The organism is Ensifer sp. B1-9, assembly GCF_050474445.1.
In the GTDB taxonomy this organism is placed as follows: Bacteria; Pseudomonadota; Alphaproteobacteria; order Rhizobiales; family Rhizobiaceae; genus Ensifer.
On record NZ_JBCHVG010000021.1, the window covers coordinates 1 to 26298 of the forward strand.

The 26298-nt window shown below is 57.9% G+C and carries 26 protein-coding genes and 2 pseudogenes; 11 read left to right on the top strand and 17 right to left on the bottom strand.

What is annotated here, in order from left to right:
* The coding region (locus ACQ5BM_RS30285) for a hypothetical protein (RefSeq protein ID WP_429811173.1) at positions 1 to 152 on the top strand (152 nt) is incomplete at its 5' end.
* A gap of 210 nt (positions 153 to 362) precedes the next feature.
* On the opposite strand, the pseudogene ACQ5BM_RS30290 reads toward ACQ5BM_RS30285, so the two are convergent.
* From ACQ5BM_RS30290 to ACQ5BM_RS30325, 8 genes and pseudogenes are all read right to left on the bottom strand, one after another.
* Positions 363 to 617, bottom strand: a pseudogene (locus ACQ5BM_RS30290) (XdhC family protein); the annotation flags it as partial.
* A gap of 47 nt (positions 618 to 664) precedes the next feature.
* Positions 665 to 1249 (bottom strand): adenylate kinase, encoded by a 585-nt coding sequence (locus tag ACQ5BM_RS30295; protein ID WP_429819253.1) that lies wholly within the window; start codon positions 1247 to 1249, stop codon positions 665 to 667.
* A gap of 142 nt (positions 1250 to 1391) precedes the next feature.
* Entirely contained in the window at positions 1392 to 1844 is a 453-nt protein-coding gene (locus tag ACQ5BM_RS30300; RefSeq protein ID WP_429819255.1) for an acyl-CoA thioesterase, read from the bottom strand.
* Positions 1844 to 3004: an iron-containing alcohol dehydrogenase gene (locus ACQ5BM_RS30305; RefSeq protein ID WP_429819258.1), complete on the bottom strand. Its 1161-nt coding sequence runs from the start codon at positions 3002 to 3004 to the stop codon at positions 1844 to 1846. Before ACQ5BM_RS30305 ends, ACQ5BM_RS30300 begins: the two co-directional genes overlap by 1 nt.
* Positions 3005 to 3029: 25 nt before the next feature.
* Positions 3030 to 4553 (bottom strand): class I adenylate-forming enzyme family protein, encoded by a 1524-nt coding sequence (locus ACQ5BM_RS30310; protein ID WP_429819260.1) that lies wholly within the window; start codon positions 4551 to 4553, stop codon positions 3030 to 3032.
* A 22-nt stretch (positions 4554 to 4575) separates the two neighbouring features.
* Positions 4576 to 5331, bottom strand: coding sequence for an SDR family NAD(P)-dependent oxidoreductase (locus tag ACQ5BM_RS30315; RefSeq protein WP_429819262.1), 756 nt, complete (start codon positions 5329 to 5331; stop codon positions 4576 to 4578).
* Between the two features lie 86 nt (positions 5332 to 5417).
* Positions 5418 to 6185, bottom strand: coding sequence for an enoyl-CoA hydratase-related protein (locus ACQ5BM_RS30320; protein WP_429819264.1), 768 nt, complete (start codon positions 6183 to 6185; stop codon positions 5418 to 5420).
* A gap of 90 nt (positions 6186 to 6275) precedes the next feature.
* Entirely contained in the window at positions 6276 to 7484 is a 1209-nt protein-coding gene (locus ACQ5BM_RS30325) for an ABC transporter substrate-binding protein (protein WP_429819378.1), read from the bottom strand.
* A 263-nt stretch (positions 7485 to 7747) separates the two neighbouring features.
* Here ACQ5BM_RS30325 and ACQ5BM_RS30330 point away from each other — a divergent pair, with 263 nt between their 5' ends.
* The 4 genes from ACQ5BM_RS30330 to ACQ5BM_RS30345 are packed head-to-tail and all read left to right on the top strand — an operon-like array spanning position 7748 to position 11102.
* The gene (locus ACQ5BM_RS30330; protein ID WP_429819266.1) at positions 7748 to 8506 is read left to right on the top strand and encodes an ABC transporter ATP-binding protein; all 759 of its coding nucleotides are present in this window, start codon (positions 7748 to 7750) and stop codon (positions 8504 to 8506) included.
* The gene (locus ACQ5BM_RS30335) at positions 8499 to 9206 is read left to right on the top strand and encodes an ABC transporter ATP-binding protein (protein ID WP_429819268.1); all 708 of its coding nucleotides are present in this window, start codon (positions 8499 to 8501) and stop codon (positions 9204 to 9206) included. The genes ACQ5BM_RS30330 and ACQ5BM_RS30335 overlap by 8 nt, the downstream gene beginning before the upstream one ends.
* Positions 9207 to 9240: 34 nt before the next feature.
* The gene (locus tag ACQ5BM_RS30340; protein WP_429819270.1) at positions 9241 to 10128 is read left to right on the top strand and encodes a branched-chain amino acid ABC transporter permease; all 888 of its coding nucleotides are present in this window, start codon (positions 9241 to 9243) and stop codon (positions 10126 to 10128) included.
* 2 nt (positions 10129 to 10130) lie between these two features.
* Entirely contained in the window at positions 10131 to 11102 is a 972-nt protein-coding gene (locus tag ACQ5BM_RS30345) for a branched-chain amino acid ABC transporter permease (RefSeq protein WP_429819272.1), read from the top strand.
* A gap of 67 nt (positions 11103 to 11169) precedes the next feature.
* Here ACQ5BM_RS30345 and ACQ5BM_RS30350 read toward each other — a convergent pair whose 3' ends face one another.
* Positions 11170 to 11967, bottom strand: coding sequence for an SRPBCC family protein (locus ACQ5BM_RS30350; RefSeq protein ID WP_429819274.1), 798 nt, complete (start codon positions 11965 to 11967; stop codon positions 11170 to 11172).
* Between the two features lie 250 nt (positions 11968 to 12217).
* On the opposite strand from ACQ5BM_RS30350, the gene ACQ5BM_RS30355 reads away from it, so the two are divergent.
* The 4 genes from ACQ5BM_RS30355 to ACQ5BM_RS30370 are packed head-to-tail and all read left to right on the top strand — an operon-like array spanning position 12218 to position 16728.
* A complete protein-coding gene (locus ACQ5BM_RS30355; RefSeq protein ID WP_429819276.1) occupies positions 12218 to 13105 on the top strand; it encodes an FAD binding domain-containing protein in 888 nt (295 codons plus the stop codon).
* Positions 13098 to 13577 carry a (2Fe-2S)-binding protein gene (locus tag ACQ5BM_RS30360; RefSeq protein WP_429819278.1) on the top strand — a complete coding sequence of 160 codons (480 nt, stop codon included), beginning with the start codon at positions 13098 to 13100 and terminating at the stop codon, positions 13575 to 13577. The genes ACQ5BM_RS30355 and ACQ5BM_RS30360 overlap by 8 nt, the downstream gene beginning before the upstream one ends.
* On the top strand, positions 13574 to 14335 hold the full coding sequence (locus ACQ5BM_RS30365; protein WP_429819380.1) for an N-acyl homoserine lactonase family protein: 762 nt from the start codon (positions 13574 to 13576) through the stop codon (positions 14333 to 14335). Before ACQ5BM_RS30360 ends, ACQ5BM_RS30365 begins: the two co-directional genes overlap by 4 nt.
* Positions 14332 to 16728, top strand: coding sequence for a xanthine dehydrogenase family protein molybdopterin-binding subunit (locus ACQ5BM_RS30370; protein WP_429819280.1), 2397 nt, complete (start codon positions 14332 to 14334; stop codon positions 16726 to 16728). Before ACQ5BM_RS30365 ends, ACQ5BM_RS30370 begins: the two co-directional genes overlap by 4 nt.
* 17 nt (positions 16729 to 16745) lie before the next feature.
* Here ACQ5BM_RS30370 and ACQ5BM_RS30375 read toward each other — a convergent pair whose 3' ends face one another.
* From ACQ5BM_RS30375 to ACQ5BM_RS30395, 5 genes and pseudogenes are all read right to left on the bottom strand, one after another.
* Entirely contained in the window at positions 16746 to 17738 is a 993-nt protein-coding gene (locus tag ACQ5BM_RS30375) for a winged helix-turn-helix transcriptional regulator (RefSeq protein WP_429819282.1), read from the bottom strand.
* 233 nt (positions 17739 to 17971) lie between these two features.
* Entirely contained in the window at positions 17972 to 18448 is a 477-nt protein-coding gene (locus ACQ5BM_RS30380) for an MFS transporter (RefSeq protein ID WP_429819284.1), read from the bottom strand.
* Positions 18449 to 18471: 23 nt separating this feature from the next.
* Positions 18472 to 19231: pseudogene (locus ACQ5BM_RS30385) on the bottom strand (MFS transporter).
* Positions 19232 to 19389: 158 nt separating this feature from the next.
* Entirely contained in the window at positions 19390 to 20271 is an 882-nt protein-coding gene (locus ACQ5BM_RS30390) for a 3-keto-5-aminohexanoate cleavage protein (RefSeq protein WP_429819286.1), read from the bottom strand.
* A gap of 17 nt (positions 20272 to 20288) precedes the next feature.
* Positions 20289 to 21614, bottom strand: coding sequence for a four-carbon acid sugar kinase family protein (locus ACQ5BM_RS30395; RefSeq protein ID WP_429819289.1), 1326 nt, complete (start codon positions 21612 to 21614; stop codon positions 20289 to 20291).
* A gap of 129 nt (positions 21615 to 21743) precedes the next feature.
* Here ACQ5BM_RS30395 and ACQ5BM_RS30400 point away from each other — a divergent pair, with 129 nt between their 5' ends.
* Both ACQ5BM_RS30400 and ACQ5BM_RS30405 read left to right on the top strand, forming a co-directional pair.
* A complete protein-coding gene (locus ACQ5BM_RS30400) occupies positions 21744 to 22535 on the top strand; it encodes an SDR family NAD(P)-dependent oxidoreductase (protein WP_429819382.1) in 792 nt (263 codons plus the stop codon).
* Positions 22536 to 22638: 103 nt separating this feature from the next.
* Positions 22639 to 23340 (top strand): FadR/GntR family transcriptional regulator, encoded by a 702-nt coding sequence (locus ACQ5BM_RS30405; protein ID WP_429819291.1) that lies wholly within the window; start codon positions 22639 to 22641, stop codon positions 23338 to 23340.
* A 175-nt stretch (positions 23341 to 23515) separates the two neighbouring features.
* On the opposite strand, the gene ACQ5BM_RS30410 is transcribed toward ACQ5BM_RS30405, so the two are convergent.
* The 3 genes from ACQ5BM_RS30410 to ACQ5BM_RS30420 all read right to left on the bottom strand — a co-directional run bounded on the left by ACQ5BM_RS30410 (position 23516) and on the right by ACQ5BM_RS30420 (position 26279).
* Positions 23516 to 24781, bottom strand: coding sequence for an NAD(P)/FAD-dependent oxidoreductase (locus ACQ5BM_RS30410; protein WP_429819384.1), 1266 nt, complete (start codon positions 24779 to 24781; stop codon positions 23516 to 23518).
* A gap of 72 nt (positions 24782 to 24853) precedes the next feature.
* Complete coding sequence (locus ACQ5BM_RS30415; RefSeq protein ID WP_429819293.1) at positions 24854 to 25165, bottom strand: putative quinol monooxygenase; 312 nt, start codon at positions 25163 to 25165, stop codon at positions 24854 to 24856.
* Between the two features lie 10 nt (positions 25166 to 25175).
* Positions 25176 to 26279, bottom strand: a complete 1104-nt coding sequence (locus ACQ5BM_RS30420) for an NAD(P)-dependent alcohol dehydrogenase (RefSeq protein WP_429819295.1) — start codon at positions 26277 to 26279, stop codon at positions 25176 to 25178.
* Between the last annotated feature and the right edge of the window lie 19 nt (positions 26280 to 26298).

The following is a 26298-nucleotide window of genomic DNA, read 5'->3' on the forward strand; positions in this document are numbered from 1 at the left end:
TCAACATCAACTCCTTCGACCAATGGGGCGTCGAGCTCGGCAAGGAGCTGGCAACCGGCCTGCTGCCGGTCGTCGAAGGCAAGGAGAGTGCCGCCGGCCACGATTCTTCGACCGCGGGTCTGGTGGCGGCCCTGCTGAAGGCCGCGCGCTAGCCTCCAGAGAGCTTGTCGTCCAGATAAAGCTGGAGTGTAGCGCGCGTACCCTTTTCCCAATCCGCGCTCTTCTCAACAAGCGAGCGCAGGTTCATCATCTCGTCGGTCATCGGTGATCTTTCCATCAGGTTGAGCTTGAACAACCCGACCCTACCGGAAAAACACTGATGGCCGCCTTCCTGCTACACCACTCCCTGGCACATGATCCTCTAAGGCCTCCGCGGCGACGGCTGCCTCGGCACACCCACCCGAGACGAAGCCACAGTAGAGACCGTCGGCCCGCACGGCCATTTGCGCTCCAATTGGGCGGGAGTTACCGCCGCGTACCTCAACCAGGGTAACCAGCGCCACCGGAATTCCGGAACACCAAGCTTCATAAGCGAAGCGAAGTATTTCAATCGGATCATCGGTCAAGCACGCCACTACCGGCGCGCATCCCCCAATGTCGCCCTTCTCAGGGTACATTTCCGCCTCCCGAGACTTTGAACTGTGGCTGGTTGAACGGTCTCGCGCTATTTGGCAAACAAGCTGCCTATCTGGGTCGCAACGTCTTCGATGCTCTGGGTAGCATCAATGCGCCGCACCAGGTTTCGCTGATCATAGAAAGGCAAGAGCGCCACAGTGGCGCGAGCAAATTCATCGACCCGTCTGCTCAACGCTTCAGCGTTGTCGTCGGAACGTACGTCCGCGCCCGAACCTCTCGACTGAGCAGCTCGCTGAGCGATCCGATCAGCGAGGGAGACGATTGGAATTTCGAACACAATGACGTGGTGTAGAGGTTCACTCATTTCTTCCAGAAGCACTTCGAGAGCAGTGGCCTGCTCCAGGGTTCTCGGAAAGCCATCCAAGATAAAGCCTTGCGCATCGGTTTTTTGTGAGAGGCTTTCGTTCACCAGACCAATTACAACTTCGTCTGGGACGAGCTTCCCATCGTCTACTGCTGCTTTTGCCTTCTGACCAAGAGGTGTACCCGCTGCGATTGCGCGGCGTAGGAGATCCCCGGTGGAGATGTGAAGCAAACCGTGATCTCTGACGAGACGTTCCGCCTGTGTCCCTTTGCCCGCCCCGGGCGCCCCGATCAACACTAGATTGGCCATTACCAAACTCCTCCTTTATACGTGTCCTGGTCATCGGTCGCCGCGTTGCGGGCAGCCATTTGCCAACTCACGCCATGGCGACCGATGCGAGAAATGGTCGAGCACGCGTTCCTGGCGGCTCGAACGGCAACGGCTTCGACAGTCAATCCGCTCGCGGCTCAGCTAGGCATGGCTCAAGCACCCTCCTCGCGGCATCACCAAATTGAACCGGCCGCCGCGTGTCTCGATTAACATTCACATGGATGAAGAAACCCTCTGCCGCCGCAACTTCGTCATCATTGCGGAAGAGCCCGATCTCATATCGAACGGACGAATTTCCCAGTTTCGATACGCGGATCCCTGCCGTGATCACATCCGGGAACGTCATCTCAGCAAAGTAGCGGCAGCCAGTTTCGACAACGAGGAAGATTTCCGCGCTGCGGCTAAGGTCCAAAACGCCGTTTTCGATCAGGAAGCCGTTCACCGCCGTATCAAACACGCTGTAGTGCACGACGTTGTTCATGTGTCCGTAGGTATCGTTATCCGACCACCGCGTACCGATCGTCCTAAAGACCTTGTATGCCGACCGTTTGCCCGGCCCTACCCGTTCCGTCATCACCAAGCCGCCTTGTAAATAGAGAGCACGTCTGCTTCGCTGACGTCGCGTGGATTGTTCGCCAGTAGTCTGGATTGCTTCATTGCATCGCGCGCCATGCCGACAAGACTCTCTTCGCCAATGCCGACATCTCGCAGACGAGGCTGCAGTCCCAGTCTGACCGAGAGGTCCGCCAGTCGTTGGATGAAGGCTGCGCAACGGCTTTGAGCGCTTTGCTCGCAGGCAAGGTCTGGGAAGACGTCTGCGGCAATCTCGGCGTAGGCGTCAGCAGCATTGGGAATATTGAAGCGCAACACATGCGGTAGGACGAGCGCATTTGAAAGGCCATGCGGGACGTGAAACGTTCCGCCGATCGGATAGGCGAGCGCATGCACGGCCGCCACAGGTGAGTTTGCGAAAGCTTGACCGGCCAGCATAGAACCCAGAAGCATCGCTCCCCTCGCTTCGCGATCCTTGCCGTCGAGTACGGCCTTTTCGATGTTTGCTCCAAGGAGTTGCAAGGCTTGCCTGGCGAGCATTTTCGAAAGCGGGTTGTTATTTGCATTTTTGGATGCATAGGCTTCTATCGCATGCACCATTGCATCAACGCCCGTGGCCGCGGTGATGTGAGGTGGAAGGCCCAATGTCAGGTCCGCATCTAGGATTGCGAGATCCGGCAAAATAATTGGTGACGAAACGCCCCGCTTCTCGTCGCCTCCAACTGTGATGATAGACACCGGAGTAACTTCCGATCCGGTGCCTGCAGTTGTCGGAACGAGCGCCAGCGGAAGCCGCGGTCCTTTCGCGTTGCCGACGCCCCAAGCTTCGTCGATATCTTCGCCCGATCCACAGAGAAGGGCGACTACCTTCGCGACGTCGAGGGACGAGCCGCCCCCGAAGCCAATAACGCCGGTCACAGCAGCCGCCTTCGCAGCGTCGGTTGCAGCCAGAACCGTTGCAAGTGACGGGTCCGCTTCGACCTCGTCGAACACGGTCGCTTCGACACCTGAACTTGCAAGCGATTTCAGCGCGGGTTCGCAAAGGCCGAGCTTTCGGATGCCCGGATCGGTGACGAAGAGGATCCGGCCTCCAAGTTTGGGTTTTACGAGGCTGCCGATATCCGACGCGGCACCAGGGCGAAATACGATCTGTGCGGTCGTGCTGAATGCAAAGGGATTCATTCAAATCTCCTAACTGTCTGCTGCGTCATGCGGCTGGAAGCCTCTCCCGGAGTTTGACTCGCAGGATTTTGCCTGACCCCGTCCGTGGAATTTCGTCCACGACAAAGATTCTGTCGGGAACCTTGTATGCGGATAGACGCGCTCTGCAGTGGTCAATCAAGGCAACCTGGTCAAAACTGGCTGATGCTTTGAGGACCACACACGCGACGGGCACCTCCCCCAACATCGCGTGGGGCATGCCGATGACCGCGCAATCCATGATCGTCTCAACAAGGAGTATCGTCTCCTCCACCTCTGCGGGGGCGATGTTTTGCCCACCGCGAATGATGAGTTCCTTTAGACGACCCGTGATGGTCAAGAACCCATTTGGATCGCATCTGGCCAAGTCACCCGTATGATACCATCCATCGACCACGGCCTTTTGCGTCTCGTCCGGTTTGTTGTGATAGCCCTGCATCAGGTTGGGACCCTTGCAGATCAGTTCCCCTTCGGCACCGGCAGGAACGTCGAGGCCCGTCTTGGGGTCAACGAGACGTACAGTTAGCCCTGGAAGGGGCAGGCCACAGGATCCGGCAATGCGCCACTGTCCCGGCCAGTTCATGGTGACCATCGTTGACGTCTCGGTAATTCCGTAGCCGTCAAGCAACGGCACGCCGAAGAACGTCTCAAACTCGCTGTTCAAAGGCCCTGGCAAGATGGCTCCTGCCGACACGCAAAGCCGAACCGAAGACAAAAGTTTCTCGCCGCTGCTTTGGCACGAAGACAGGAAGTAATGAAACACCGTCGGAACGCCCGGCATGAACGTAAAGCGACCCGTCCGGAGTAATTCAGTTGCATGGGAAGTTGAGAACTTCTCCATGATGTATTCGCTCGCGCCGGTCGCAATGATTGAGAGAACCGCGATATTCAGGGCATACGAATGGTAGAGGGGAAGCGTATTCAGGACGACATCGTTTTCGCTCAGACCGGCGATCGGGGCCCAGCACGAAGCGGTGACCCAGAGCATGGAGCGCGTTGACAGCAGGACCCCCTTAGGCTGTCCGGTCGTCCCCGACGTGTAGACGATGTACGCCGGGCGATCGATATCCTGATCGTCCTCGAAAGGGCTAACTTCTTGCCCCGGCGTCTGGAAATGCGTCTCACCCGGGGTGACGATCATGGTTGACCGGCCCGACCGCAGCAGCAGAGCTTCCGCCATCGCGCGCTTTTCCTGTGGGGCTATCAAGATGGCGCAGTCAGCATCGGCGACGCGATAGTCGAGCTCCGCTTCCGTGGATTCGATGCTGACTGGTACTGCGACGCCTCCCGCACGCACAGTTGCAAGACACGCGACGACCCAATTGACGGAATTTGGCAGGAATATAGCAACCGCTTGTCCCTTTCTCAGGCCCAGAGCGGTCAATTGCGAAGCCAAGTTCTGTGTTTCGATATCTAGCTCTCGATATGAGACCGACCTCGTCCTGTCCTCAAAAGCCAGCTTCTCCGGGTGCAGACCGGCATTCCGGCGGAGGATCTCTCCGACGGGCGCTATAAGCTCAAAGTGTATCATGTTCTCCTCCCGCTCCTCCGGGTTACACCATGCAAAAGCCGCCGTTCACACTGATGACTTGCCCGGTCACCCAAGACGCTGCTTCCGAGGAAAGGAACGTCACCATTGGGGCGACGTCGTCTGGTTTACCGATACGGCGCAGCGGATAGGCCTTGACGATCTTATCGAGGTTCTTCGCTAGGAACTCCGGATCGGAATGGGACGTTTCTATGAGGCCGAGCGACACGGTATTGACGGTGATGTTGTTGCGGCCGAATTCTCTGGCCAGGGACTTCCCCAGAGCGATAGTGCCACCGCGTGCCGCGGCCGCGAGCGCCAGATTGGCTTCCCCAATGCGCGAGCTGTCGCCAACGAGATTTACGATGCGGCCGGAATTCTGCGCGATCATCAACGGCGCGACGGCGTGGCAGCAATTGATCGCGCCGTAGAGGCACACATCAATTTGCCGTTTCCAGTCTTCCGGCGTCGACTCTACGAACCGCTGGTACTTAACGTATCCGGCATTGTTGACGAGAACATCGACCGTTCCGAAGTCTGCTTTCACAGCGGCGACCATCGCTATGACCTGCGCGTTGTCGCTGATGTCAGCTTGGTAGGCCTTCGCCCTGCCGCCAGCATCCTGGATGGATCTGACAACAGCTTCGGCCTCTGCATGCGAGCGGCTGTAGTTGATGGCGACAACTGCGCCCTCGGCTGCGAGCGCGCGAGCAATATCCCCGCCGACGTCCCGACCACCACCTGTAATCAGCGCGACCTTGCCATTCAAATTAGTTTGCACTGCGATGTCTCCTTGAAGTCTGAAATGCTGCCTCGGCAGCGCGAATTGCGGTCACACGACGGACGCCAGAAGGCTGACGTGTTCCGCTATTTTCCCAAGAACCGAGGCGAACGCTTTTCCTTGAAAGCATTGCGACCCTCGACATAGTCATGGCTGGCGCTGGCCTCGTCGATCAGCCGCTCTGCCGCTGCACGATCGAGTTCGCCGCGCGCACAGCCGTTCAAAATAAACTTGGCTCCCTTAATGGTGAGCGGCGCGTTCTCTACCATTTCGGTTGCGCGGTCGCGGGCGACGGCGAGCGCATCACTCGCGATCTCATCCACAAAACCAATGGCAACAGCGTCCTCTGCGGTGAAGTGCTTTCCAGTGTAGAGGATACGCTTTGCCTGTGTGACGCCAACAAGCGATAAGAGCTTGCGTGTTGCGGACACCCCGTAGACGATTGAAAGGCGAGCCGCGGGAATACCAAAGGTGGCACCACGCTCAGCAACTCGGAAGTCGCAGGACATAGCCAGATGCGCAGCGCCGCCCAGGCAATAGCCATGCAGGGCCGCAATCGTCGGCTTCGAGACGCCATAGATCGCATCACCTGCAGCATCCACGGCAACCTCGTATCGCTTGCTTTCCTCCAGTCCCTCGCGGACCGCAGCGAATTCGCTGATGTCTGCTCCCGCCGAGAAATCAGCCCCCGCGCCCGTCAGGATTATGGATCGCACAGCAGGGTCGCGGTCAAACTGTCGGAATAGGTGTGCCAGTTGCTCCCACATCTCATACGTAACAGCGTTTCGCTGCTGAGGTCGGTTCAGCGTGACCACCACGATCCCATCGGCATTTTCTACTAGGATATTGCTCATGTGCCTGCTCGACTGACGTTCTGCCGCATAATGCGCCGGCATTTTTCGGGGTGGGTGTCCGGCGCAGGAACCGCCGGACACCACTTTGGCCTATCCCTTGACCAGTGGGCACTGGCTTTCAGAAAGCGGCCTGAAGGCCTTTTCGCCCGGTATCGTCGTGACCAGCTTCAGCAGGTCCCATTCACCGGTGGATTCGGTGGGGGTTTTGACCTGATAGACGTACATGTCGTGCACGAACCGGCCGTCCTCGCGGATCTTTCCGTTTTTCGCGAAGAAGTCGTTGACAGGCATCTCTTTCATCTTCGCCATGACCTGTCGTGTGTCGGTGGTTCCGGCGGCCTGAACAGCCTGCAGGTAGTGCATGGTCGACGAGTAGTCTCCGGCGTCACCCATGTGCGGCGGGCGGCCAACACGCTGCTCGAACTTCTTGGCAAAAGCCCGCGTCTCGTCGTCTCGATCCCAGTAGAACGCGTTCGTGAGGATCATTCCCTGCGCGGTCTCCAGACCGAGGGAATGCACGTCAGTGTCCCAGACGAGCAGACCGGCAACCGTCTTTCCGGATGAGGCGAGACCAAATTCGGCCGCCGATTTAACCGCGTTGACGAATGTCGTGCCAGAACCCGCCAACGCCACGACCTGAGCAGGCGACGCCTGCGCCTGCAGCATGAAAGCACTGTGATCAGAAGTTTCGATCGGATATCGCACGGCTCCCGACACTTCGCCGCCGTTCGCCTTCACGATCTGCGCTGCGTCGGCTTCGAGGGCGTGGCCGAACGCATAGTCGGCCGTCAAGAAAAACCAGTTCTTCAAGCCCTGCCGGATCAGCTCGTTTGCCGTACCGTTTGCGAGAGCGTACGTGTCGTAGGAGTAGTGAATGCTGTTCGGCGTACAGCTATCGTTGGTTAACCGCGACGATCCAGATCCGTTGACGATCGCGATTTTATCCTCGTCCTTCGCGACCTGGGCAACAGCAAGCGCAATGCCCGAGTTGATCAGATTGTTGATCATGGTGACGCCCTGCGATTCATACCATTCGCGTGCGGTCGACACAGCGACCTCAGGCTTGTTCTGATGGTCGGCGACGACGACCTCCAGAGGCCGATCCAGAACTTTTCCGCCGAAATCCTCGACTGCCATTTTCACGGCGGCGATTGCTCCCTCTCCGGCCTCATGTGAAAACTGACCGCTAACATCAGTGAGCACACCTATCTTTACAGGCCCCGCACTTTCAGCCGCGGCCGACACAGCCATGGCCCCAAAGGCAGCAGCACACGACAGCAACATCTTCAAACGCTTCATCATCGATCCTCCCAATCCCGGCGCTCCTCAAGGCGCCTGATTATAAACTTGCGCTATCGTACTTATGATTATCGCTGTTTAGGAAATGAGTGCGGTACGAAAGGGGCGCAAGAGAAATGTAAGCAGAGTTTTTAAAATTGCGCAAGCTTGCATTATTAGACTTTGTGTGTTTTTCTGATTTTGCCTTCGGAGAAAAAAGAAGGTTGCGGGCCGACTAATGCGCGCCCGTCGGAGGAGAACAAAAATTCGGTAAGGGAGGACTCGTGCCGGATAACGCACCCATCATCGAGGCGCGCGAATTGACGCGCGCATTTGGCGGTTTTGTTGCCGTCAACAACGTCAATCTGAGGATCGGCGCCGGGACCATTCACGCCCTGATCGGACCCAATGGCGCAGGCAAAAGCACGCTCTTCAATCTCTTGACGAAGTTCCTCTCGCCGAGCAGTGGGCGGATCTTTTTCAAGGATCGAGACATTACGAATCTCGCTCCGGCGGAGATCGCGCGTCTCGGGCTTGTTCGATCTTTTCAGATCTCGTCGGTCTTTCCCCATCTCAGCGCGCAGGAGAACGTCCGGGTCGCGCTGCAGGCTCGCGAGCGAGAAACGTTCGCGTTCTGGAAGTCCAATAGGGTACTTAAACGCCTCAACGATGAAGCTACCAATCTTCTGGACAGCGTCGGCTTGGCCGACAGGGCTCGGACCAGAGCGAGCGAGTTGTCCTACGGACGGAAGCGGGCGCTGGAATTGGCAACAACGTTAGCGCTGGATCCGGACGTGCTGCTCCTGGACGAACCCATGGCAGGAATGGGGACGGAAGACATCGGCCGCACTGCAGATCTCATCCGCACCGCTGGACAAGGGCGAACCGTCCTCATGGTCGAACACAACCTTGGCGTCGTCGCCGATCTCTCGGACAAAATCACGGTCCTAAGACGCGGTGAGATCATCGCGGAGGGAACGTATTCAGAAGTCTCCGCGGACAATGAAGTCCGCAAGGCCTATCTGGGAGGGTCCCATGGCTGAGCCCGCACTGCTGACAATCAGCAAACTTGAGGCATGGTACGGCGAAAGCCATGTTCTGCATGGCGTCAACTTTGACGTGAAAAAGGGCGAAGTCGTCACGTTGATCGGGCGCAATGGCGCGGGAAAGACGACGACCCTTCGCAGCCTGATCGGCGTGGTCAACAAACGGCGCGGAACCGGCATCTACAAGGGCGTCGACCTTTTGACAGTTCCACCTCATAAGGTAGCCCGCCTCGGTATCGGCTACGTACCGGAAGAGCGAGGGATCTTTTCAACTTTAAGCGTCCTCGAGAACTTACTGTTTCCCCCCGCCTGGCAGTCGGGAGGCATAGAGGTCAGCGAGATCTACGACCTATTCCCTAACCTGAAGGGACGCGACAGCACGCCCGGGACGCGCTTGTCCGGAGGCGAACAGCAGATGCTGGCAATCGGTCGAATCCTGCGCACTGGGGCCGACCTTATCCTGCTCGACGAACCGACGGAGGGAATCGCACCCGTCATTATCGACGAGATTGGTGCCGCACTGCGAATACTCAAGGACAGGGGCATGACCATCATCCTCGTCGAGCAAAATCTCCGTTTCGCCGCGTCAGTCGCGGATCGCCACTTCGTCCTCGACCAGGGAAAGGTGATCGACGAAATCCCCAACGGATCGCTCGACGCCAATATGGATCGACTGAACCGGTATCTTGGAGTTTGAACCATGATCGTAATCTCAAAACAGGTGGAAGCCGATGACTGATATCTTCGGGGTTCCGACACCCGTCCTAATCGGCCAATTGCTGCTCGGCCTGATCAACGGCTCCTTCTATGCCCTTTTAAGCCTGGGGCTGGCGATCATCTTCGGCATGTTGAACGTGATCAACTTTGCGCATGGCGCATTTTACATGCTTGGAGGATTTGCCGCCTGGTTCCTGCTCTCAACGCTCGGCCTCAACTACTGGGCGACGCTGGTTGGGGCTCCCCTGCTGGTCGCCTTGTTCGGCATCGTCGTAGAGCGGCTCTTCCTCAGGCGGCTTTACCGGATGGATCATCTCTACAGTCTTCTACTGACCTTCGGGATAGCATTGATGCTCGAGGGGCTCTTCCGCCACGTCTTCGGAGCCGCAGGCAAGCCTTATCCGGTACCTCCATCACTGTCCGGTGGCATCAATCTCGGCTTCATGTTTCTGCCGATCTACCGCGCTTGGGTGATCGTAATCTCACTCGTGATTTGTCTCCTGACCTGGTTGACCATCGAACGCACAAAACTCGGGGCCTACCTGCGAGCAGCGACTGAGAACCCGGCTCTAGTGCAAGCGTTCGGGATCAACGTGCCGCTGATGCTCACATTGACATATGCGTTCTGCGTAGGCCTTGCGGGGTTCGCGGGTGCGCTCGCCGCGCCGCTTTACCAAGTCAGCCCCGGCATGGGGTCAAGCATTATCATCGTCGTCTTTGCGGTTGTCGTCATTGGCGGAATGGGATCGATCGGCGGGGCGATCGTCACTGCGCTGGCCCTGGGCGTCATCGAAGGACTGACGAAAACGTTCTATCCGGCGGCATCCTCGATCGCGGTGTTCGTCGCCATGGTCTTGGTCATCCTTATCCGTCCCGCCGGTCTATTTAGTCGGGAGGCATAATCATGAACAGTTCTACCCTATCCTCTTCCATGGTGGCGCCACCCTTCGTCCGAAGAACGGGACCTGTACTCCTCATCTGTGTGGCGTTGCTGATGCTTTGCGCCCCGCTGATGGTCTATCCCCTGTTCCTCATCAAAATTCTATGCTTCGCGCTGTTCGCTGCGGCCTTCAATCTCGTGCTCGGATATGCTGGCCTGCTTTCATTCGGACATGCGGCCTTCTTTGGCGGGGGGGCGTACATCGCGGCGCACGCAGCCAAAGAGTGGCACCTTCCCTTTGAGCTTGCCGTTCTTGCCGGAACGCTTTTTGCAGCCATCCTCGGCTTGGTTTTTGGTGCGCTGGCCATCCGCCGCCGTGGAATCTACTTTGCGATGATCACATTGGCGCTCGCGCAAATGGTCTACTTTATGGCCGTGCAAATGCCGTTCACGGGCGGAGAGGATGGAATTCAGGCAGTGCCCCGGGGGTATTTGCTTGGGACTATCGATTTGAGGAGCATCACCGCAATGTACTACACGGTCCTCGGCGGGACCGTCATCGGTCTCGTGGTCATCTGGCGTGCAGTGAACTCCCCCTTCGGCCACATTCTGGCGGCGATCCGCGAAAACGAAGCCCGCGTGACTTCCCTCGGCCTCAAACCTGATCGCTACAAGCTTATAGCGTTTACTCTTTCGGCGGGCCTCTCTGGGTTCGCGGGCTCTTTGAAAGCGATCGCCTTCCAGCTCGCCTCCCTCGTCGACGTGACCTGGCATATGTCTGGTGAAGCCATTCTTATGACACTGCTAGGTGGCATGGGAACGCTAATCGGACCGGTTGTGGGGGCGTCCATCATTGTCGGTTTGGAACACTTCCTATCGACGAGTGGCCTGCCAATCACCTTCGTCATCGGCTTGTCCTTCGTCGTATGTGTGATGGTATTCAGGCGTGGGGTGTTCGGAGAGCTAAAAGCGATGCTGGAGCGCCGTTATGGCTAATCACAAAGTCTCGTTATGCAAGTAAATTTAAGCCGGGGCGCTGTTTTCAGCCCCGGCTTATTGCATTTCAGGTGCGACTGCCGGAACGCGTACCGAACAGATAGCCAATGGCGGCGGCCATAATCAGCTGCACGACGCTTGCGAGGTCTGGCGATATGCGCGAACCGGCACCCGCCGGTGAGGCGAGGCTGGGAAGCAATCCGCCATAAATTGCCCACATGGCGACCACGACCGCCGCAAAAACTACCGCAGCGAGGACCGGAAGGCTCAGAGAGGCAGGTGCGGGCGTGGCCCCCGACGAGGATGCAGATCGAAGGGGCGACGCGGCACTCGCATTGGAGCTGTGCCCGACGGGTGTGACGCTTGGCTGTTTCGGCAATGTACCAGCCGAAACCGTCTGAGTGACTGGTTCGCGCGCACCCTGGCGGGCCTGGATCTCTTCCGCAAAACGCTTGAAGAATTGTCCGGACATCTGTTTGGCCGTCACGTCAATAAGACGGCCTCCAAGCTGCGAGAGCTTTCCGCCTATTTGAGCGTCGACCGTGTAGTGCAAGATCGTACCGCCTTCAGCCGACTCGAGGCGGACAACCGCAACGCCTTTTGCGAAGCCAGCCACACCACCCTGCCCTTCACCCGTGATCCGATAGCCGTTCGGAGGATCGAGGTCGGATAGCGTGACAGCCCCCTGAAAACGCGCCTTCACGGGGCCCACTTTGATCACCGCTACTGCCGTCATTTCGGTATCAGAAGACTTCGTAAGCTCCTGACAGCCGGGGATGCATGCTCTTAGCACTTCAGCATCGTTAAGCGCACTCCACACCTCCTCTTTTGTCGCGGAAATGTGCTGCTGGCCTGTCATGTCCATGGACTTTCCTCCTCATGTATCATTGCGCCTGACGTTCCAACCAACGCCAGCGGGATCGCTTGACATTCCTACTTTAAGTCTAATAATGCAAGTTAAATTGACAAACTGCCCGGTTCGCCGGGACTAACATCGGAGGAGAGCTGGGTGGCGTGTTTTTCAATGGAAGCTTGCTGCGCCGCGACCATGTCGACCCAACGCTGCCGGTGGTTTTCCAGCTCATTTGGGGTGACACCGTTCATAGGGTGAGGATATGAAACCGGCCCAATTTGACTACCTTGCCGCAAGCACAATTGCGGAAGCCGCGGAGGCGTTGGCCGCTGCAGGCGGCGAAGGCAAAATCATCGCTGGAGGTCAAAGCCTCATGCCGATGATCAATTTCCGCCTGGTAAAGCCAACCATCCTCGTCGATATCAATCGCATCGCCGGCCTTGATCGCATCGAACTGCGCGGTGCTCGGTTACGCATCGGGGCAACCGTCCGACATCACATGACTGCCACCGACGTCTTGGTTCAGCAGCATGCCCCGATCGTGCATGACGCCATGCACCACGTCGCGCACATGACGGTGCGCAATCGCGGGACGTTTTGCGGTAGCGTGTGCCACGCGGATCCTGCCGCCGAAATGCCTATGATGACACTCCTTCTCAATGGCACTATCACGGCGTGCTCCATCCGGGGCGAGCGACAGATCCCCGCTCCCGAGTTCTTCATTGGCTCGCTTATGAACGCACTTGAGCCAGACGAATTCGTAACAGCGATCGAAATCGACACGCTACCTCCTGACACTGGATGGGGCTTCGAGGAGTTCTCCAAACGTCACGGGGATTTCGCTCTGGCATGCGTCGCAACGACAATGCGTAGTGTTGACGGCGTTGCGCGCGACGTTCGCTTCGGGATGATGGGGGTCGGTGAGACGCCACTGCGCCTGGCGGAAATTGAACAGCTTCTCGACGGCAAGACGATATCCGACGACCTGATAGCCGACATAGCGGAAGCATTAGGGGGTCTACTTCATCCCAACACGGACATTCATGCCTCAGCCGACTACAGACGGCATCTTGCCGGGGTCCTTGCAGGGCGCGCCATTCGCAGCGCTTGGAAACGAGCAAACCTTCAGGAAGGCAAGGCAGATGACTGAGAGAGCGATCACCGTCAACGTCAACGGCTTGACCTTCACGAGGTCGGTTGAGCCACGTTTGTTGCTCAGCGACTTCCTGCGTCAGGAACTGGGACTAACAGGCACGCATGTCGGCTGCGAGCATGGGGTCTGCGGGGCTTGCACGGTCATTCTGGATGGGCGGAGCGCCAGATCCTGTCTGACGCTCGCGGTACAGGCTGACGGATTGCAGATCGAAACCATCGAAGGACAGGGCGATGTCGAAAACCTGGGCCGCGTTCAAGAGGCATTCCGGGAGCATCACGGGCTCCAATGCGGGTTCTGTACACCCGGTTTCATCATGGCCGTGACCGATTTGCTGCGCCACCACCCACTTGAGAACGACGACCAGATCCGCGAGGCCCTGTCAGGCAACATCTGTCGCTGCACGGGCTACGAACACATCGTCGACGCGGTTCGCGAACTGGCAAAGGAAAGAGGATGCCTGAAATGAAGATGCACTTTCTTGAGGGCGGTCGCTTGCGCATGCGCCGATCCATCTACTTCGCCGGGGCTGCAAAAGACGAAACGATGGAGTTGCCGGTGCACGCAACTCTTATACGACACTCCCGGGGAAACGTCCTTTTCGACAGCGGCTGCAACCCCGAAGCCGCTATCGATCCCCAGGCGCGCTGGGGCGGGCTGAGCAAGGTAATGACCCCGATCTTCGCGCCCGAGCAGACCGTCCTCTGGCAACTCAAGCGACTTGGATTGGAACCTGACGATATCGACGTTGTGGTCTGTTCGCATCTTCACCCTGACCATTGCGGGTGCAATGTGAATTTCCGACGGGCGACAATTCTCTGTCACGAGGCGGAACTCGCTGCCGCGAAGGCCGAAGGCGCTGAGCAACAGGGCTATCTGAGGAGTGAGTGGGAGCAACCCCAAGGCTTCCAGACCTTCAATGCCGAGCACGACGTATTCGGCGACGCACGTGTCGTGCTTTTACCAATGCCCGGACATACCCCTGGGATGACGGTGGCCCGCCTAGCCCTCGAGCGAGATGGGACATTCATTCTCGCGTCCGATGCCGCGCCTCTGCAGAAGAATATTGACGAAGGTATCGCACCCAAAAACACCTGGAACCTGGATCTGGCGGCCCAGGCGCTTGGACAGCTCAAGACCTTCAGGGACGGCGGCGACACAGTCATTTCCGGGCATGATGACGCGCAGTGGCAAGCGTTGCGGAAAGGCACGGAGTTTTACGAATGACCCAACACGACCACTCCGTCGAGTTCCGCCCGAAACTCGTCGGCCAGCGGATCAAGCGCACTGAAGACCCTCGACTTCTCGCGGGAGTCGGACAGTACGTAGACGACATGGCACCTGCGGGAATGATCCATGTAGCATTGCGGCGCTCTGATCAGCCACATGCACGCATCGTCGGCATCGATGTGGGCGATGCCTTCTCAGTTCCAGGAGTCGTCGCGATCTACGATGCCACAGATCTCGAAGGCGAAATCGAGCCGGCCATCCCGGCATCGCGGATGGCGGGTTACTACGCCACTCCCATCTGGCCATTGGCGCGGGAGAAAGTGCGATATGTTGGCGAACCGGTCGTCGCCGTCGTCGCCGAAAGCCGCTATGCAGCCGAGGACGCGCTGGAACATATAAACATCGAATACGAACCCTTGCCGTTTGCCATCAGGCAGGTCGATGCCGTCAAAGACGATGCACCTCTGCTGCACGAAGAGGCAGGGACGAACACGATCATTCGGCGCGAATTCAAGCGCGGAGACGTCGATGCGGCATTCGAGGATGCAGCCGTCACGGTCAAGGGCCGTTTTCGGATGACCCGAAAGACCGCGGTCGCGATGGAGAATAGGTCTTATCTTGCCGAATGGGACGTCCGGAAGCAGTCTCTCACCCTCTACACATCCTCCAACATCCCGGGCGTAATTCGGGACGTGTTATCCGGATGTCTGGGACTCCCCGGTACCCGTCTCCGAGTGGTAGCACCGGATGTGGGCGGCAGTTTTGGCGGCAAGGGATCACTATATGGCGAGGAAATGCTGGTTTGCCTGCTGGCGCGCAAACTCAAACGGCCAGTAAAATTTATCAGCGATCGCCTCGAAGACCTCTCCGCAACAAGTCAGGCCTTTGACGAGTTGATCGAAGCCGAACTTGCGGTGACGGAGGACGGGATGTTGATCGGGCTGCGAGCTGACGTCATCGGCGACGTCGGAGCATATTCGATCTATCCCTGGACTGCCGCCCTCGAGACAGTGCAGGTCGTCAGTTTTTTGCCCGGCCCATATAGAATGGAGCACTACCGGGGCTGTATCCGAGGCGTTCTCACCCCCAAACCCCCTACTGGGCCCTATCGCGGCGTCGGCCGCCCCTCATCCACGTTCGCTATGGAACGTCTCATCGACATGGCGGCCCGGAAGCTAGGCATCGATCCGGTCGAGTTTCGCCGAAGGAATCTGGTCAGAGCGGAGGAGTTCCCGTACCGCACTGCCTCCGGGATCATCTGGGACAAGTCGGCATTCCAGGAATGCCTGGAAGGTGCCTGCGATCACGTTGACTACCCCAATCTGGTTCGAGAGCGGGACAAGGCTCGGGAGGATGGCCGCTGGGTAGGAATTGGCCTCGCAAGCTACGCCGAGCTAACCGGGATTGGCTCACGTATCTCGGTAGCGCCCGGCATGCCTATCAACACGGGCACGGAAACGTCGAAGATCGAAATTGATGCGACCGGTTCCATCACTGCTTCTTTTGGCATTTCATCTCACGGACAAGGGCTTGAGACCACGCTTGCCCAAGTGATCGTCGACGAGCTTGGCTGCAAGCTCGAGGACATAGAGGTCAAACATGGCGACAGCGCGCTCGTTCCGATGTCGAGCGGAACCTACGCCAGCCGTTCGGCAGTCCTCGGCGGTGGCGCTGCGACCCTTGCAGCTCGAGCGGTAAAGGCGAAGGTGCTTCGTGCGGCGGCCTATCTAATGGAGCAAAGCGCCGATGATCTCGACATTCAGGATGGCATCATAACAAGCCGAAGCTCTAACCTATCGATGACACTCAAAGAGGTCGCCTCGGCGGTCTATACTCAGATGGGGCGCATACCCCGCGACCAAAGAGAGGACCTGATCGCTTCGGAGACTTACGACCCCTATCTCGGCACAGCTTGCTCATCGACGCATCTTGCCATGGTGGAAGTTGATCCAGAGACCTATGGCGTCAAAATCCTGAGGTATGTGGTGGCCGAAGACTGCGGCAAGATCATAAATCCGATGATTGTCGATGGCCAGGTTCACGGAGCTGTCGCGCAGGGAATTGGTGCCGCTCTGTTGGAAGAGGTCATCCATGACGATCAGGGACAAGCCGTTGCGGCCAGCCTAGCCGACTACCTTGTTCCCGTGGCAAGCAGTGTTCCCCCGATCGGGATCGTGCATATCGAAGCTGACCTTCCCAACAATGTGGGCGGTTTCCGCGGTATGGGCGAAGGCGGTACGATCGGCGCTCCGGCCACAATCGCCAATGCGGTATCGGACGCGCTTTCGCATCTCCATGTTTCCGTGCAAACGCTTCCTGTAACGCCGGAACGAATCTTCCAGATGCTTCGCGATCGCCCCACAGAGGCCGGCTCTACAACGCCCAAGTGATCCTCGCATGCACGCGGCTAGAGATCGAAAGGATATCGAAGAACATAGTCTGTGTCCTTCGCCGCAATCGGCTTTTTGCATTCCGAGCAAACAACGATCGCCGAAAAATCCTGTCCACAGGTCTTGTGCCGCAGCCGCATTGGTGGCTTGCCATCTGCCAGCCACTGATCGCCCCAGGCCATCATGACGAGCATTGGCTTGTAGAGGTCGAGGCCCATCTCTGTGAACCGATATTCAAACCGGTCACCGGAGTTATAAGGGACCTTACGAAACACTTCTGCCTGCACCAACCTTGCCAGACGATCGGCGAGAATATTCGTCGCAATGCCTAGATTTTCGCGCATCTCCTCGAAGCGACGGACCCCATTCCAGCCTTCCCTGAGCACCAGGAAACTCCAACGGTCCCCGATGATGCTCAAGGTTCGCGCCACGGAACAAGGCCTGACCCTTTCAAGCAAGGTGGCATCCGAGCTTCGACGCGACGTCGGCCGGTTCTCGACAGGCGCATAACCGGCACCTGGTCCGTCCCGGGGAGAAACTTCCCGTGCTGTAAATGGCTCAAGGCACTCACTGCAAACGGTCACCGGATGACATTCACAGCCGCAAGTTTTATGAATCAATTGGAGCGGCGGTTGCTTACCACCTGCCAGCCACTTGTCGCCGAACTCCATCATCGAAAGCATCGTGGGGAAAAGATCTTTCCCGCGGACAGTCAGGAAGTACTGTTGTCCCGGCTCTCCCGGCCGTTTGCCTACGCTCAGAATCTCGTTGGCTACCAATGCCGAAAGCCGGGACGACAGAGTTTGGCGAGGGATGCCAAGCCTTTGTTGGAATTTGTCGAACCGGCGGATCCCGAAATAGGCTTCTCGCAAAATCAAAAAGTTCCAAGTGTCGAGGACGATCTCCATAGTCCGGCGCACCGACGACTGTCGTTGCATTAGCCGGCTTGGCTTATTTTCGTCCTTAGGAGCCTGATCGAAACTCAGCGGGGTCGTGTCTGTCTTATCCAAGGGACTTTCAACTCTTCACAAGGCATGTGTGGCCAACGATTGCCTGGTGGTAGTGTACGCAAAGAGGTCTAATAATGAAAGTCATGACTTGACGCAACTTACCAAACGGACAGGCGACCGTTTGAAGTACCAGCCACAACGTGCACTCTCCGGCGGTTCGTCGGCAGGTGTCCTGTCCTGAGTTCAAAAGGCGCCATCGCACCCTTCACTGGCGCGATGGCGGTTTGCGACGACTATTTGCTGATGTCACGCTTGCCTGTTTCTGGCAGCAATGCAGTGCAAATCAACGAGAGGAGCGCTAGACCGGCTACAAATGCTGCGGTCGGGTATGCTGACTGATAGTGATCAACCAGACCAGCAGCCAATAGCGGAGCCAAGCCGCCCCCAACAATGCCACCCATGTTGTATGCGATCGCGGATCCGGAAAAGCGGACGTCGGTTGGAAACAACTCGCCCGTGAACGACGGGATAACTCCGTAAACCGCCGAGTACGCGATCATCAACAGGCAAGACCCCGCGAGCATCGGAAGGAACATACCCGTGTTGAAAAGCAGCCAGAACGGATAGATGCTAAGAAAGATGAAGGCGAAGCCTTGCATCAGGCACTTCCGCCGACCCAGTCGGTCCGACCTGGCCGCAGCATATGGAATTGCAAACAGGTGGGCCGCAACTGCGAGCATGGATATCATCAGGATTTCCGCACGCGTCATGCCCAGCGTTTTCGTTGCAAAGCTTAGACCGTGAAGGTGTAGAACGTCGCAAAATGGCAAGTGTTCGCACCGCTTGCGAGAAGGAGCATCTTCGGGTGTTTCTTGAACAGTGCCGAGATAGGAAGCTTCCTCGTCTCGCCGGCGGAACGGTTCGCGTTGCGCGCCTCGAACATTGGCGACTCCGGTACGCGGCTGCGTACGTAGATACCAACGACGAGCAGGAGCAGGCTCGCGAGGAATGAGATCCGCCATCCCCACGCCATGAAGTCGGCCTCTTCCATGAGATAGTTCGTCCTAAGGAACATGCCCGACGACAATACAAAACCGAATACCGGGCCGATTGTTGAGGCCAGCATAGAACCCACGTCGCCTCGCCGGTGCGTGTTCCAGCAACATGAGCACCGCACCCGAGTATTCGCCCGCATAAGCGAAGCCTTGGATAAAGCGGAAGATGCATAGCAGGAGCGGCGCGATGAAGCCCGCGCTGGCATACGTCGGCAGGAAACCGATCGCCGCGGTACTCGATCCCATCGCGACCAGCGTGAGGAATAGCAGCTTTTTTCGGCCCAGCTTGTCGCCGTAGTGGCCAAGGACGATCGAACCAATTGGACGGGCGACAAACGAAATCGCAAAAGTTCTCAGCGACAGCAGCAAGGATACATTCGGATCGGTCGACGGGAAGAAAAGCGGAGCGAAAATAAGCGCGGCTGCGGTTCCGAACAGATAAAGATCATAGGCTTCTAGCGCCGTGCCGAAGATACTCGCGAACATGACGCGGCGCATCACGCTCTCGTCAAACGCTTCGGCAGCAATGCCGTGGGCTTCCACCGCTTGATTGACAGCATAAAACCTCCCTTGCTAGGCGCGGGGGCGCCCAGTTTGCAAAGTTGATGACTGGAATAATTCGGCGCGAACTCCTCCCGGCCGCGCCGCCGTCTAACTCAAGTGCTCAGAGCGAGCATTTCCCGAACTTCCTGCGGTGTCGCCGGCTCTCGTCCCGCCGCGCGGATGACGCGAACTGTCTCGCGGATGAGCATCTCATTGGTCGGGTGATCCAGTTCAGGATAGGGGTAGTCACCGATCCCCATGGCCAAGTGACCACCGCGTCGCGCGATGGTGTCAGCGAGAGCGAGCAAATTGCCTCCAAGAATGTTCGCCGTCCATTCTACCTTCCGGCCCGGCGGTAGGAACATAAGGTGTGCCTCGAGCCCCTGAACCGTGCCCGGATGCCCGGTGATGACCTTGCCGTCCGTCATGTGGAACAACATGTAGCCAGGCTCGTCGGTCAAACCCATTTCCATGAGCATCAGCGCCCGCCGGGTGAATCCGACAGACCAGCTAACCATTTTGGGCTTCACTCCCGCCTGTTTAAGCTCACGCGCGTAGTGCATCAGAGAGTCGGTCTTGTTGATGTAAATGCGATCCGAAAAAGACGCCTCACCCGTTTCGCGATGATAGACTTCCAAATTCGCACTACCGGTATCAATTGGAGCGATGTCCGGCTTGGTGATCGGGTCTTGCGCGAGCCGCACGACGTTGTCGATCCGCTTGCGGGCATCCGTATCGTTCGAAAAGAAGCCAAGCGTAGGAAGAATGAGAATATCTGACTTCGCCCTCACCTTTCGGATAATCTCGTCATAGGCTTCGAAAGTGTTGAGTGGTTGGCCGTCGACCATGCGGGCATGGAAATGCAGGATCGAGGCGCCCTCCTCGCGTACTCGGGCCGCGGTTTCCGCAATCTCGTCGGAGGTCCACGGAACGTTCTTGTTGTGGTCTCGCATCGCGTACTCGTTGATACGCGCTTCAAGGATCAGCTTTTTCATCTCTCTCTCCCGGAATGCTATTTCTCGGTGCCGCGAAGAACGCGGATGAAATAGTCGTCATCGCCGATCTGACCTCCTTTGAGGAGGGTCTCAAGTCCATCAAGTCCGCCACCCATCAGTTCGCAGAGATGTCCGTGTTGCACCCTGTCGAAAACCTTGATGGCAAGCGAGTCGGCATTGCTCGTGCGAACGGCATAGCTGGAGCTATCGCCTCCGGCGAGAACGACACGCTGAATGCCCATTTGTTTCCGCGCTGCGATCATAAGCCTGGCGTAAATGGAGCCGATACGTTGCGGCGGAATGTCTTCGAAGCGTGCTCTATCCATGTCATTTCCGCGAGCGGTGTAGACGATCGTCGGGCGATTACTGGCCAGATTCCCCATGATCTCCGGCTTCATGAGTTCGATCGTTTCATTTGCAGCGCGCTCGTCGCTCAGTTTCGAAGGATCGAGGTGGATCGTCGCCCAGCCTGCCTGAGCTGCGGTATCGATCTGGCGACCCGTCTGAATGGCACAACTTCCCGATAGCACCAGGAGATTAGAAGCCGGGGACATCGAGGTATGAACTTCGGCGAGGTCGGAAGGCTCTTTCTGATCTGCCAGATGTTTGCCAAGTCGCTGAGCTAGCCCCTGGGCGGCGACCGCAAACACCGGATGGCTCCTGTGATGGTCCCACAACGCAATGGCGATGTTATCGAGATCGCTGTTTTCGACTCCATCGAAGACAACGCTTTTGCTCTGAGCAAGTAGCTCCCTCAGACGAGCAGATAGAATACCTTGATCTCGAACCTCCGGCAGGAAGATATTCGCGAACTGCAGCGAACAAAGTGTCTCCAGATGCTCGCGCAGATCTGCTTCCTTCATAGGCGTACGAGGATGGTTGGACATGCTTGGATGCCTGTCCAAACGGACAATCTCTGAGCCGAACTTTGCGTAGTGATTGCCGAACGCCGTGTATCGACCGAAGTCCGGGGTAGCGGCGAGGACGACCTTGTCGAATCCGGTGGGCGCGATCGTTTCCGCGACGTAGCCAAAGTTGCCCACCTGTGGAGCGGAGTCGAAGGTGGAGCAGATCTTATACTGAAGGAACGTGCAGCCTAAGTCCTGGAGCGCCTCGAAAGCGGGGCGCACCTCCTCCGCAATCTCGGCGTTATTCAAGGCCCGGGCGGTTCCAGCAAAGCCCACCACATCCAAGTGCGCGGCTACCTCGTGTAGCACTTCCGTCGACGGCATTTTCAGATAGAGCCGCGCCCTGAGACCGTTCCTGTGAAACTGCGCAAGGTTCTCGGAAGAACCCGTGAAGTCATCGCCATAAAAGCCAACGAGTGGCCGCTTCGTTCTCATATTGCCTCCTCCCGGGCCGCGACCTGCGACCTCCAGCTCTTGACATTATTCATAAGGAGGGATCATATCTTGGTCAAGGTCATACCTCATACCTTTGGTTTGACCGGTGTTATTTTCGGGAGGTCATCAATGCGTTTGAATGGAAAAACGGCAGTCGTAACGGGTGCGGCGCGAGGCATTGGCAAAGCAATTGCCGTGGCATTCGCCCGCGAAGGCGCACAGGTTGTGGTGTGCGACCGCGATGCGGAGGCGGCACAAGCCACCGCTCAGGAAATTGGCTCGGCGGCATTCGCGGTGCGGGCCGACATCTCCGTCGATGAAGACGTAGATGGACTTGTGAGTCAGGCGGTCGGCAAATTCGGAAAGATCGACATTCTGGTCAATAATGCCGGGATCGGTGCCACCACCTTGTTCCTCGAGAGCTCCAGGGAGGAGTTCGAGAGGGTCGTCCGCATCAACTTGACTGGCACCTTCCTTGTGTCCCAGGCAGTCGCGCGCACGATGGCCGAGCGCCAGCGCGGCTCAATCGTGAACATCGCCTCCTTGTCCGGCCAGAAAGGCGGGGTCGGCCGATCAGCGTACGGCGCGTCCAAGGCAGGCGTCGAACTGCTCAACAAGGTCATGGCCGTCGAACTCGCCGACTTCGGCATTAACGTCAACGCCATCGCACCTGGGCCGATCTTGACCGAGGTTTCCCGCACGATGCACACGATCGAAACCCGAGAGGCCTACCATCGTCTCGTACCGCAGCGTCGGTACGGAGAGCCCGAGGAGATTGCTGATGCTGCGGTATTCCTCGCGAGCGATGAGGCCCGTTACATCACCGGTCATACCTTGAACGTGGACGGCGGCTTCCTTGCCGCTGGGCTACTTTTCCCGTTCGATTCGAAAACCTCGACAAAACTCGCCGACGAACGTTAAAGCGCCGGCGCGAAACAACATTTCTTTTAGGTGTATCCGGCGGGGTGGTATAACGTATAATGACCACCCCGACTCTGCTGGGGAGTGCTGAAAGGAAAGCTGAGTGCTGGACGGACCGAAGAAGTATCAGACGCGAGTCGAATTCGCCTTGGATTATATTACCCAGGAGATCGCTCAGGGCAATCTCAAGGCTGGCGACAAGCTCCCCAACGAAAAGGACCTTGCTGAACAGCTGGGCATCAGCCGAACCCCGATCCGGGAGGCCATGAAGACGCTTGCAGTAGCGGGACTGATCGACATCCGGCACGGCCACGGTAGCTACGTGCGAGGTGAACAGGGCGCGCCGGCATTGCCGTTGAACCTTTTTCAGCTCTATCTCCAGGATTCAACCCCAGAGATGCTGATGGAGCTGCGGGACATTTTCGACCGCAATTGTACCGAGTTGGCCGCACAGCGTCGAACGGACGCCGACCTCGCCAAAATGCGTGAGTGTATCGACAGGCTGAGAGCCCTTACGGAACAGCCAAATGCGTCCCTGGACGACATGTTGAAGGCTGATCTGGACTTCCACCGCGCGATTTACGAGGCTACCGGAAACAAACTTATCACAACGGTCGCTGAGTTTGTGCTCAACATGGTGGCGCCGTGGGTAAAAAAATCGCTCGATGTGAGCGGACGCATCCGCGCGGTCGACCTTCACGAGCAAATGTACGCTTCGATCCTCAACCAGGAAGTTGGGGTGCCCAGCCGTATGAGTGTCGAAGCCAACATGAAACACTTCAAACAGTCACTCGACCAAGAATAGCGCCGGCTCGCGGTCGCTATTCCCTTGACCAAACTGGGGCTCAGCGATTGCGGGGCCCGCCCCCCCTGGCGGCCCCGCATTACCCTAAACGGCTCCCGGAGTTCGAGGGCGATAATCGGGGCACGGCCTCACCGCGTCACGGGCTGACGATCTGCCATGCCGCCTACCTGCCGCTTCAGACCTCGTCCTTTAGCGTCTCCTTCTGAGTGATTAGACGCGCCGAGTGATGACCTGAAACGAAGACCCAGAGCCAATTGAGAGCCACTGCCATACGGCTTCGTGTACCAATCAGGAAGTAGATGTGGGCCAGTCCCCAGATCCACCACGCTAGCCATCCCCTCAGCCTCAGTCGGCCGAAGTCGATGACCGCGGAACTGGGACCAATCGTGGCCAGGTTTCCAAGGTGCACATATTTGAACGGCCCTGGAGCGGGCAACTGCAAAGACCTCGCCCTAATCACGGCTGCAACATATTTACCTTGTTGCTTCGCAGCGGGCGCTATCCCTGGCACCGGAACGCCCGCTTCGGTCTGGACCGACGCAGTGTCGCCAATGATGAAAATGTTCGGTTCCCCGACGACTGTCAGATCCCGCTGCACAATCGCCCTGCCCGCACGATCTCTCTCCGCACCAACCCAACTAGCCGCGTTTGATGCTTGGACGCCCGCAGCCCACATAACGGTTCGACTGGGGACGAACTCATCCCCGATCGATACTCCTTCTTCGTTGCACGCGGTGACGGGCCGGCCAGTCCGCACCTCAACGCCCATTTTTGTAAGCGACCGTTCGGCGTATTCGGACAGCGATTTCGGAAACACTGGGAGAACACGCGGCCCCGCTTCCACCAGAAGTATGCGGGCCGACGAGGTATCGATGCTTCTGAATTCCTCCACGAGCGTCCTATGTGCCAGTTCTGCGATGATGCCAGCCATTTCCACGCCTGTCGGCCCCGCGCCGATGATACTGAACGTTAGCATCGCCCTTCGCGCTTCAGGATTTGCTTCGAGCTCCGCCTTTTCGAACGCGAGGAGAAGGCGCCGGCGTATAGTAGTCGCGTCTTCCAGGGCCTTGAGACCGGGAGCGAAAGGTTCCCACTCGTCTCGTCCGAAGTAAGCATGACGCGCTCCAGTCGCGAGCACCAACGTATCGTACGGGATCGTATTCCCATCCTTCAGGGAGACAAGGCGCTTTTCCTTGTCCACGTCGACAACCTCGCCCAGCAGCGTCGAAACATCCTTCCGACCACGAAACACCGCGCGGATAGGCCAAGCGATTTCTGAGGTCGCCAGCACGGTTGTCGCGACCTGATAAAGGAGCGGCTGGAACAAATGATGGTTCCGTCGGTCGATGATTGTTATTGAGACGTTTGGACATTTTAGGTCCTTGGCCAATTGAAGACCTGCGAACCCGCCACCCACGATAACAACTCGATGCTGCGCCATCTTGCTTCCCATAATGCTCCCTAAGAAAGCGCCCACTCCGGGCGCATGCCAACGCTCCCACCTCGAAGCGCGTCAGGCACTGACGCACTTGTTGACGACGATCGTCGGCGGGCGGGAAAGTAGCGGCAACAGTGGCACCAGGACGCGCTTGACGTTCGGGTGCTCGCCGTGTGCGGCAGCCGCTTTTTCATTCGCCCAGCCATCCAGAATGAAGAAAGTGTTCGGGTCGTCCATCCGTTGGTACAGGTGATAGTAGAGGCAGCCAGGCTCCTCGCGGGCCGGCCCTATGAATTCCTGCAAAAGTTCCTTCACGCGGTCGCGGTTCGGAGACTCACAAGTGAACTCGACGATGAGATGCTGTTCCTCGTACCTCGTAGATGACATTGAATGGCTCCTAGTTAAACACGATGACGGGCTTGATCACACGACCGGCTTCTGCATCCGCGATCGCCTCGTTGATCTGCTCAAAGCGATACTTCGTGATCAGCTTCTGGAACGGGAACAACCCAGCCTGGTTAAGCTCGACCATTTGAGGGATGAAGATCTGCGGGATTTGGTCGCCGAGAATTGCGCCCTGGATCTTGCGATTGAACACCATGAGGTCCAGCGGGATCGGAATGTCATGACCCAGAGCGTCGAGGCCGAGCAGAACTACGTGCCCACCCGCCCGGGTGCACTTTATAGAGCTCAGTATGACCGGCACGATGCCGACAGCATCAATCGCGAAGTCGGCCCCGCCGCCGGTAAGGGCATGTATCTGCTCGACGACGTCGGGATCTTTGCCGTTGATGGCATGGGTCGCTCCGAGTTCCATGGCCATGTCTAGCCGCTGTTGGTTCCAATCCACGATGACGATCTTGCTGCAACGCCGGACTTTCGCGGCCATCACGGCCGCCATACCAACCGCCCCCGCTCCGAACACTGCGATCGTCGCCCCAACCTCGGGCTTCATGGCATTGATCACTGTGCCGGCGCCAGTTGCCATGCCGCATCCGAGCGGTGCTGCATCTGTGAGATCAAAATTTTCCTTGGGCAGAAGCGCCGCGTTGTTCTCCGTCGCGAGAATATGCGTGGCGAACGACGACTGACCGACGAAATTGCTACCGATGCCGATCTCGTCGCAGACAAGCGCCTTCTTTCCGTTCGGTCGAAGACCCGTCAGGTTATATCGCTCGTAGTTCTGGCAATTCATCGGATGGGAACGTCGGCAGTCGGCGCAGAAGCCGCAGGAACTCTGGCTGAGGGCGACAGCGTCACCTACTTTGAGGCTCTGAACGTTCGCGCCAACCGCTTCGACAATCCCCACGCCTTCATGACCTGGGATCACTGGAGACGGAGGCCCGAAGATTCCGTCCCTGAGAAGTAGGTCGGTGTGGCAGATTCCAGTCGCAACCGTCCGAACGAGTATCTCGTTGCCTTCTGGATCGGCCAGGTTCAGCTCGCGGAACTCCAGCGGAGCTTTCGGCTTGACGGCAACAGCCGCAGTGATTTTCACCATAATCTTCTCCTGCATTCTC

What these genes read in the sequence shown, in the direction of transcription:
- ACQ5BM_RS30345 (WP_429819272.1), top strand. Translation starts at nt 10,131, where the DNA reads ATGAACAGTTCTACCCTATCCTCTTCCATGGTGGCGCCACCCTTCGTC.
- ACQ5BM_RS30325 (WP_429819378.1), bottom strand. Translation starts at nt 7,484, where the DNA reads ATGAAGCGTTTGAAGATGTTGCTGTCGTGTGCTGCTGCCTTTGGGGCC.
- ACQ5BM_RS30310 (WP_429819260.1), bottom strand. Translation starts at nt 4,553, where the DNA reads ATGATACACTTTGAGCTTATAGCGCCCGTCGGAGAGATCCTCCGCCGG.
- ACQ5BM_RS30395 (WP_429819289.1), bottom strand. Translation starts at nt 21,614, where the DNA reads ATGAGAACGAAGCGGCCACTCGTTGGCTTTTATGGCGATGACTTCACG.
- ACQ5BM_RS30355 (WP_429819276.1), top strand. Translation starts at nt 12,218, where the DNA reads ATGAAACCGGCCCAATTTGACTACCTTGCCGCAAGCACAATTGCGGAA.
- ACQ5BM_RS30350 (WP_429819274.1), bottom strand. Translation starts at nt 11,967, where the DNA reads ATGGACATGACAGGCCAGCAGCACATTTCCGCGACAAAAGAGGAGGTG.
- ACQ5BM_RS30295 (WP_429819253.1), bottom strand. Translation starts at nt 1,249, where the DNA reads ATGGCCAATCTAGTGTTGATCGGGGCGCCCGGGGCGGGCAAAGGGACA.
- ACQ5BM_RS30420 (WP_429819295.1), bottom strand. Translation starts at nt 26,279, where the DNA reads ATGGTGAAAATCACTGCGGCTGTTGCCGTCAAGCCGAAAGCTCCGCTG.
- ACQ5BM_RS30300 (WP_429819255.1), bottom strand. Translation starts at nt 1,844, where the DNA reads ATGACGGAACGGGTAGGGCCGGGCAAACGGTCGGCATACAAGGTCTTT.
- ACQ5BM_RS30370 (WP_429819280.1), top strand. Translation starts at nt 14,332, where the DNA reads ATGACCCAACACGACCACTCCGTCGAGTTCCGCCCGAAACTCGTCGGC.
- ACQ5BM_RS30320 (WP_429819264.1), bottom strand. Translation starts at nt 6,185, where the DNA reads ATGAGCAATATCCTAGTAGAAAATGCCGATGGGATCGTGGTGGTCACG.
- ACQ5BM_RS30390 (WP_429819286.1), bottom strand. Translation starts at nt 20,271, where the DNA reads ATGAAAAAGCTGATCCTTGAAGCGCGTATCAACGAGTACGCGATGCGA.
- ACQ5BM_RS30380 (WP_429819284.1), bottom strand. Translation starts at nt 18,448, where the DNA reads ATGACGCGTGCGGAAATCCTGATGATATCCATGCTCGCAGTTGCGGCC.
- ACQ5BM_RS30305 (WP_429819258.1), bottom strand. Translation starts at nt 3,004, where the DNA reads ATGAATCCCTTTGCATTCAGCACGACCGCACAGATCGTATTTCGCCCT.
- ACQ5BM_RS30410 (WP_429819384.1), bottom strand. Translation starts at nt 24,781, where the DNA reads ATGGCGCAGCATCGAGTTGTTATCGTGGGTGGCGGGTTCGCAGGTCTT.
- ACQ5BM_RS30400 (WP_429819382.1), top strand. Translation starts at nt 21,744, where the DNA reads ATGCGTTTGAATGGAAAAACGGCAGTCGTAACGGGTGCGGCGCGAGGC.
- ACQ5BM_RS30340 (WP_429819270.1), top strand. Translation starts at nt 9,241, where the DNA reads ATGACTGATATCTTCGGGGTTCCGACACCCGTCCTAATCGGCCAATTG.
- ACQ5BM_RS30365 (WP_429819380.1), top strand. Translation starts at nt 13,574, where the DNA reads ATGAAGATGCACTTTCTTGAGGGCGGTCGCTTGCGCATGCGCCGATCC.
- ACQ5BM_RS30335 (WP_429819268.1), top strand. Translation starts at nt 8,499, where the DNA reads ATGGCTGAGCCCGCACTGCTGACAATCAGCAAACTTGAGGCATGGTAC.
- ACQ5BM_RS30415 (WP_429819293.1), bottom strand. Translation starts at nt 25,165, where the DNA reads ATGTCATCTACGAGGTACGAGGAACAGCATCTCATCGTCGAGTTCACT.
- ACQ5BM_RS30360 (WP_429819278.1), top strand. Translation starts at nt 13,098, where the DNA reads ATGACTGAGAGAGCGATCACCGTCAACGTCAACGGCTTGACCTTCACG.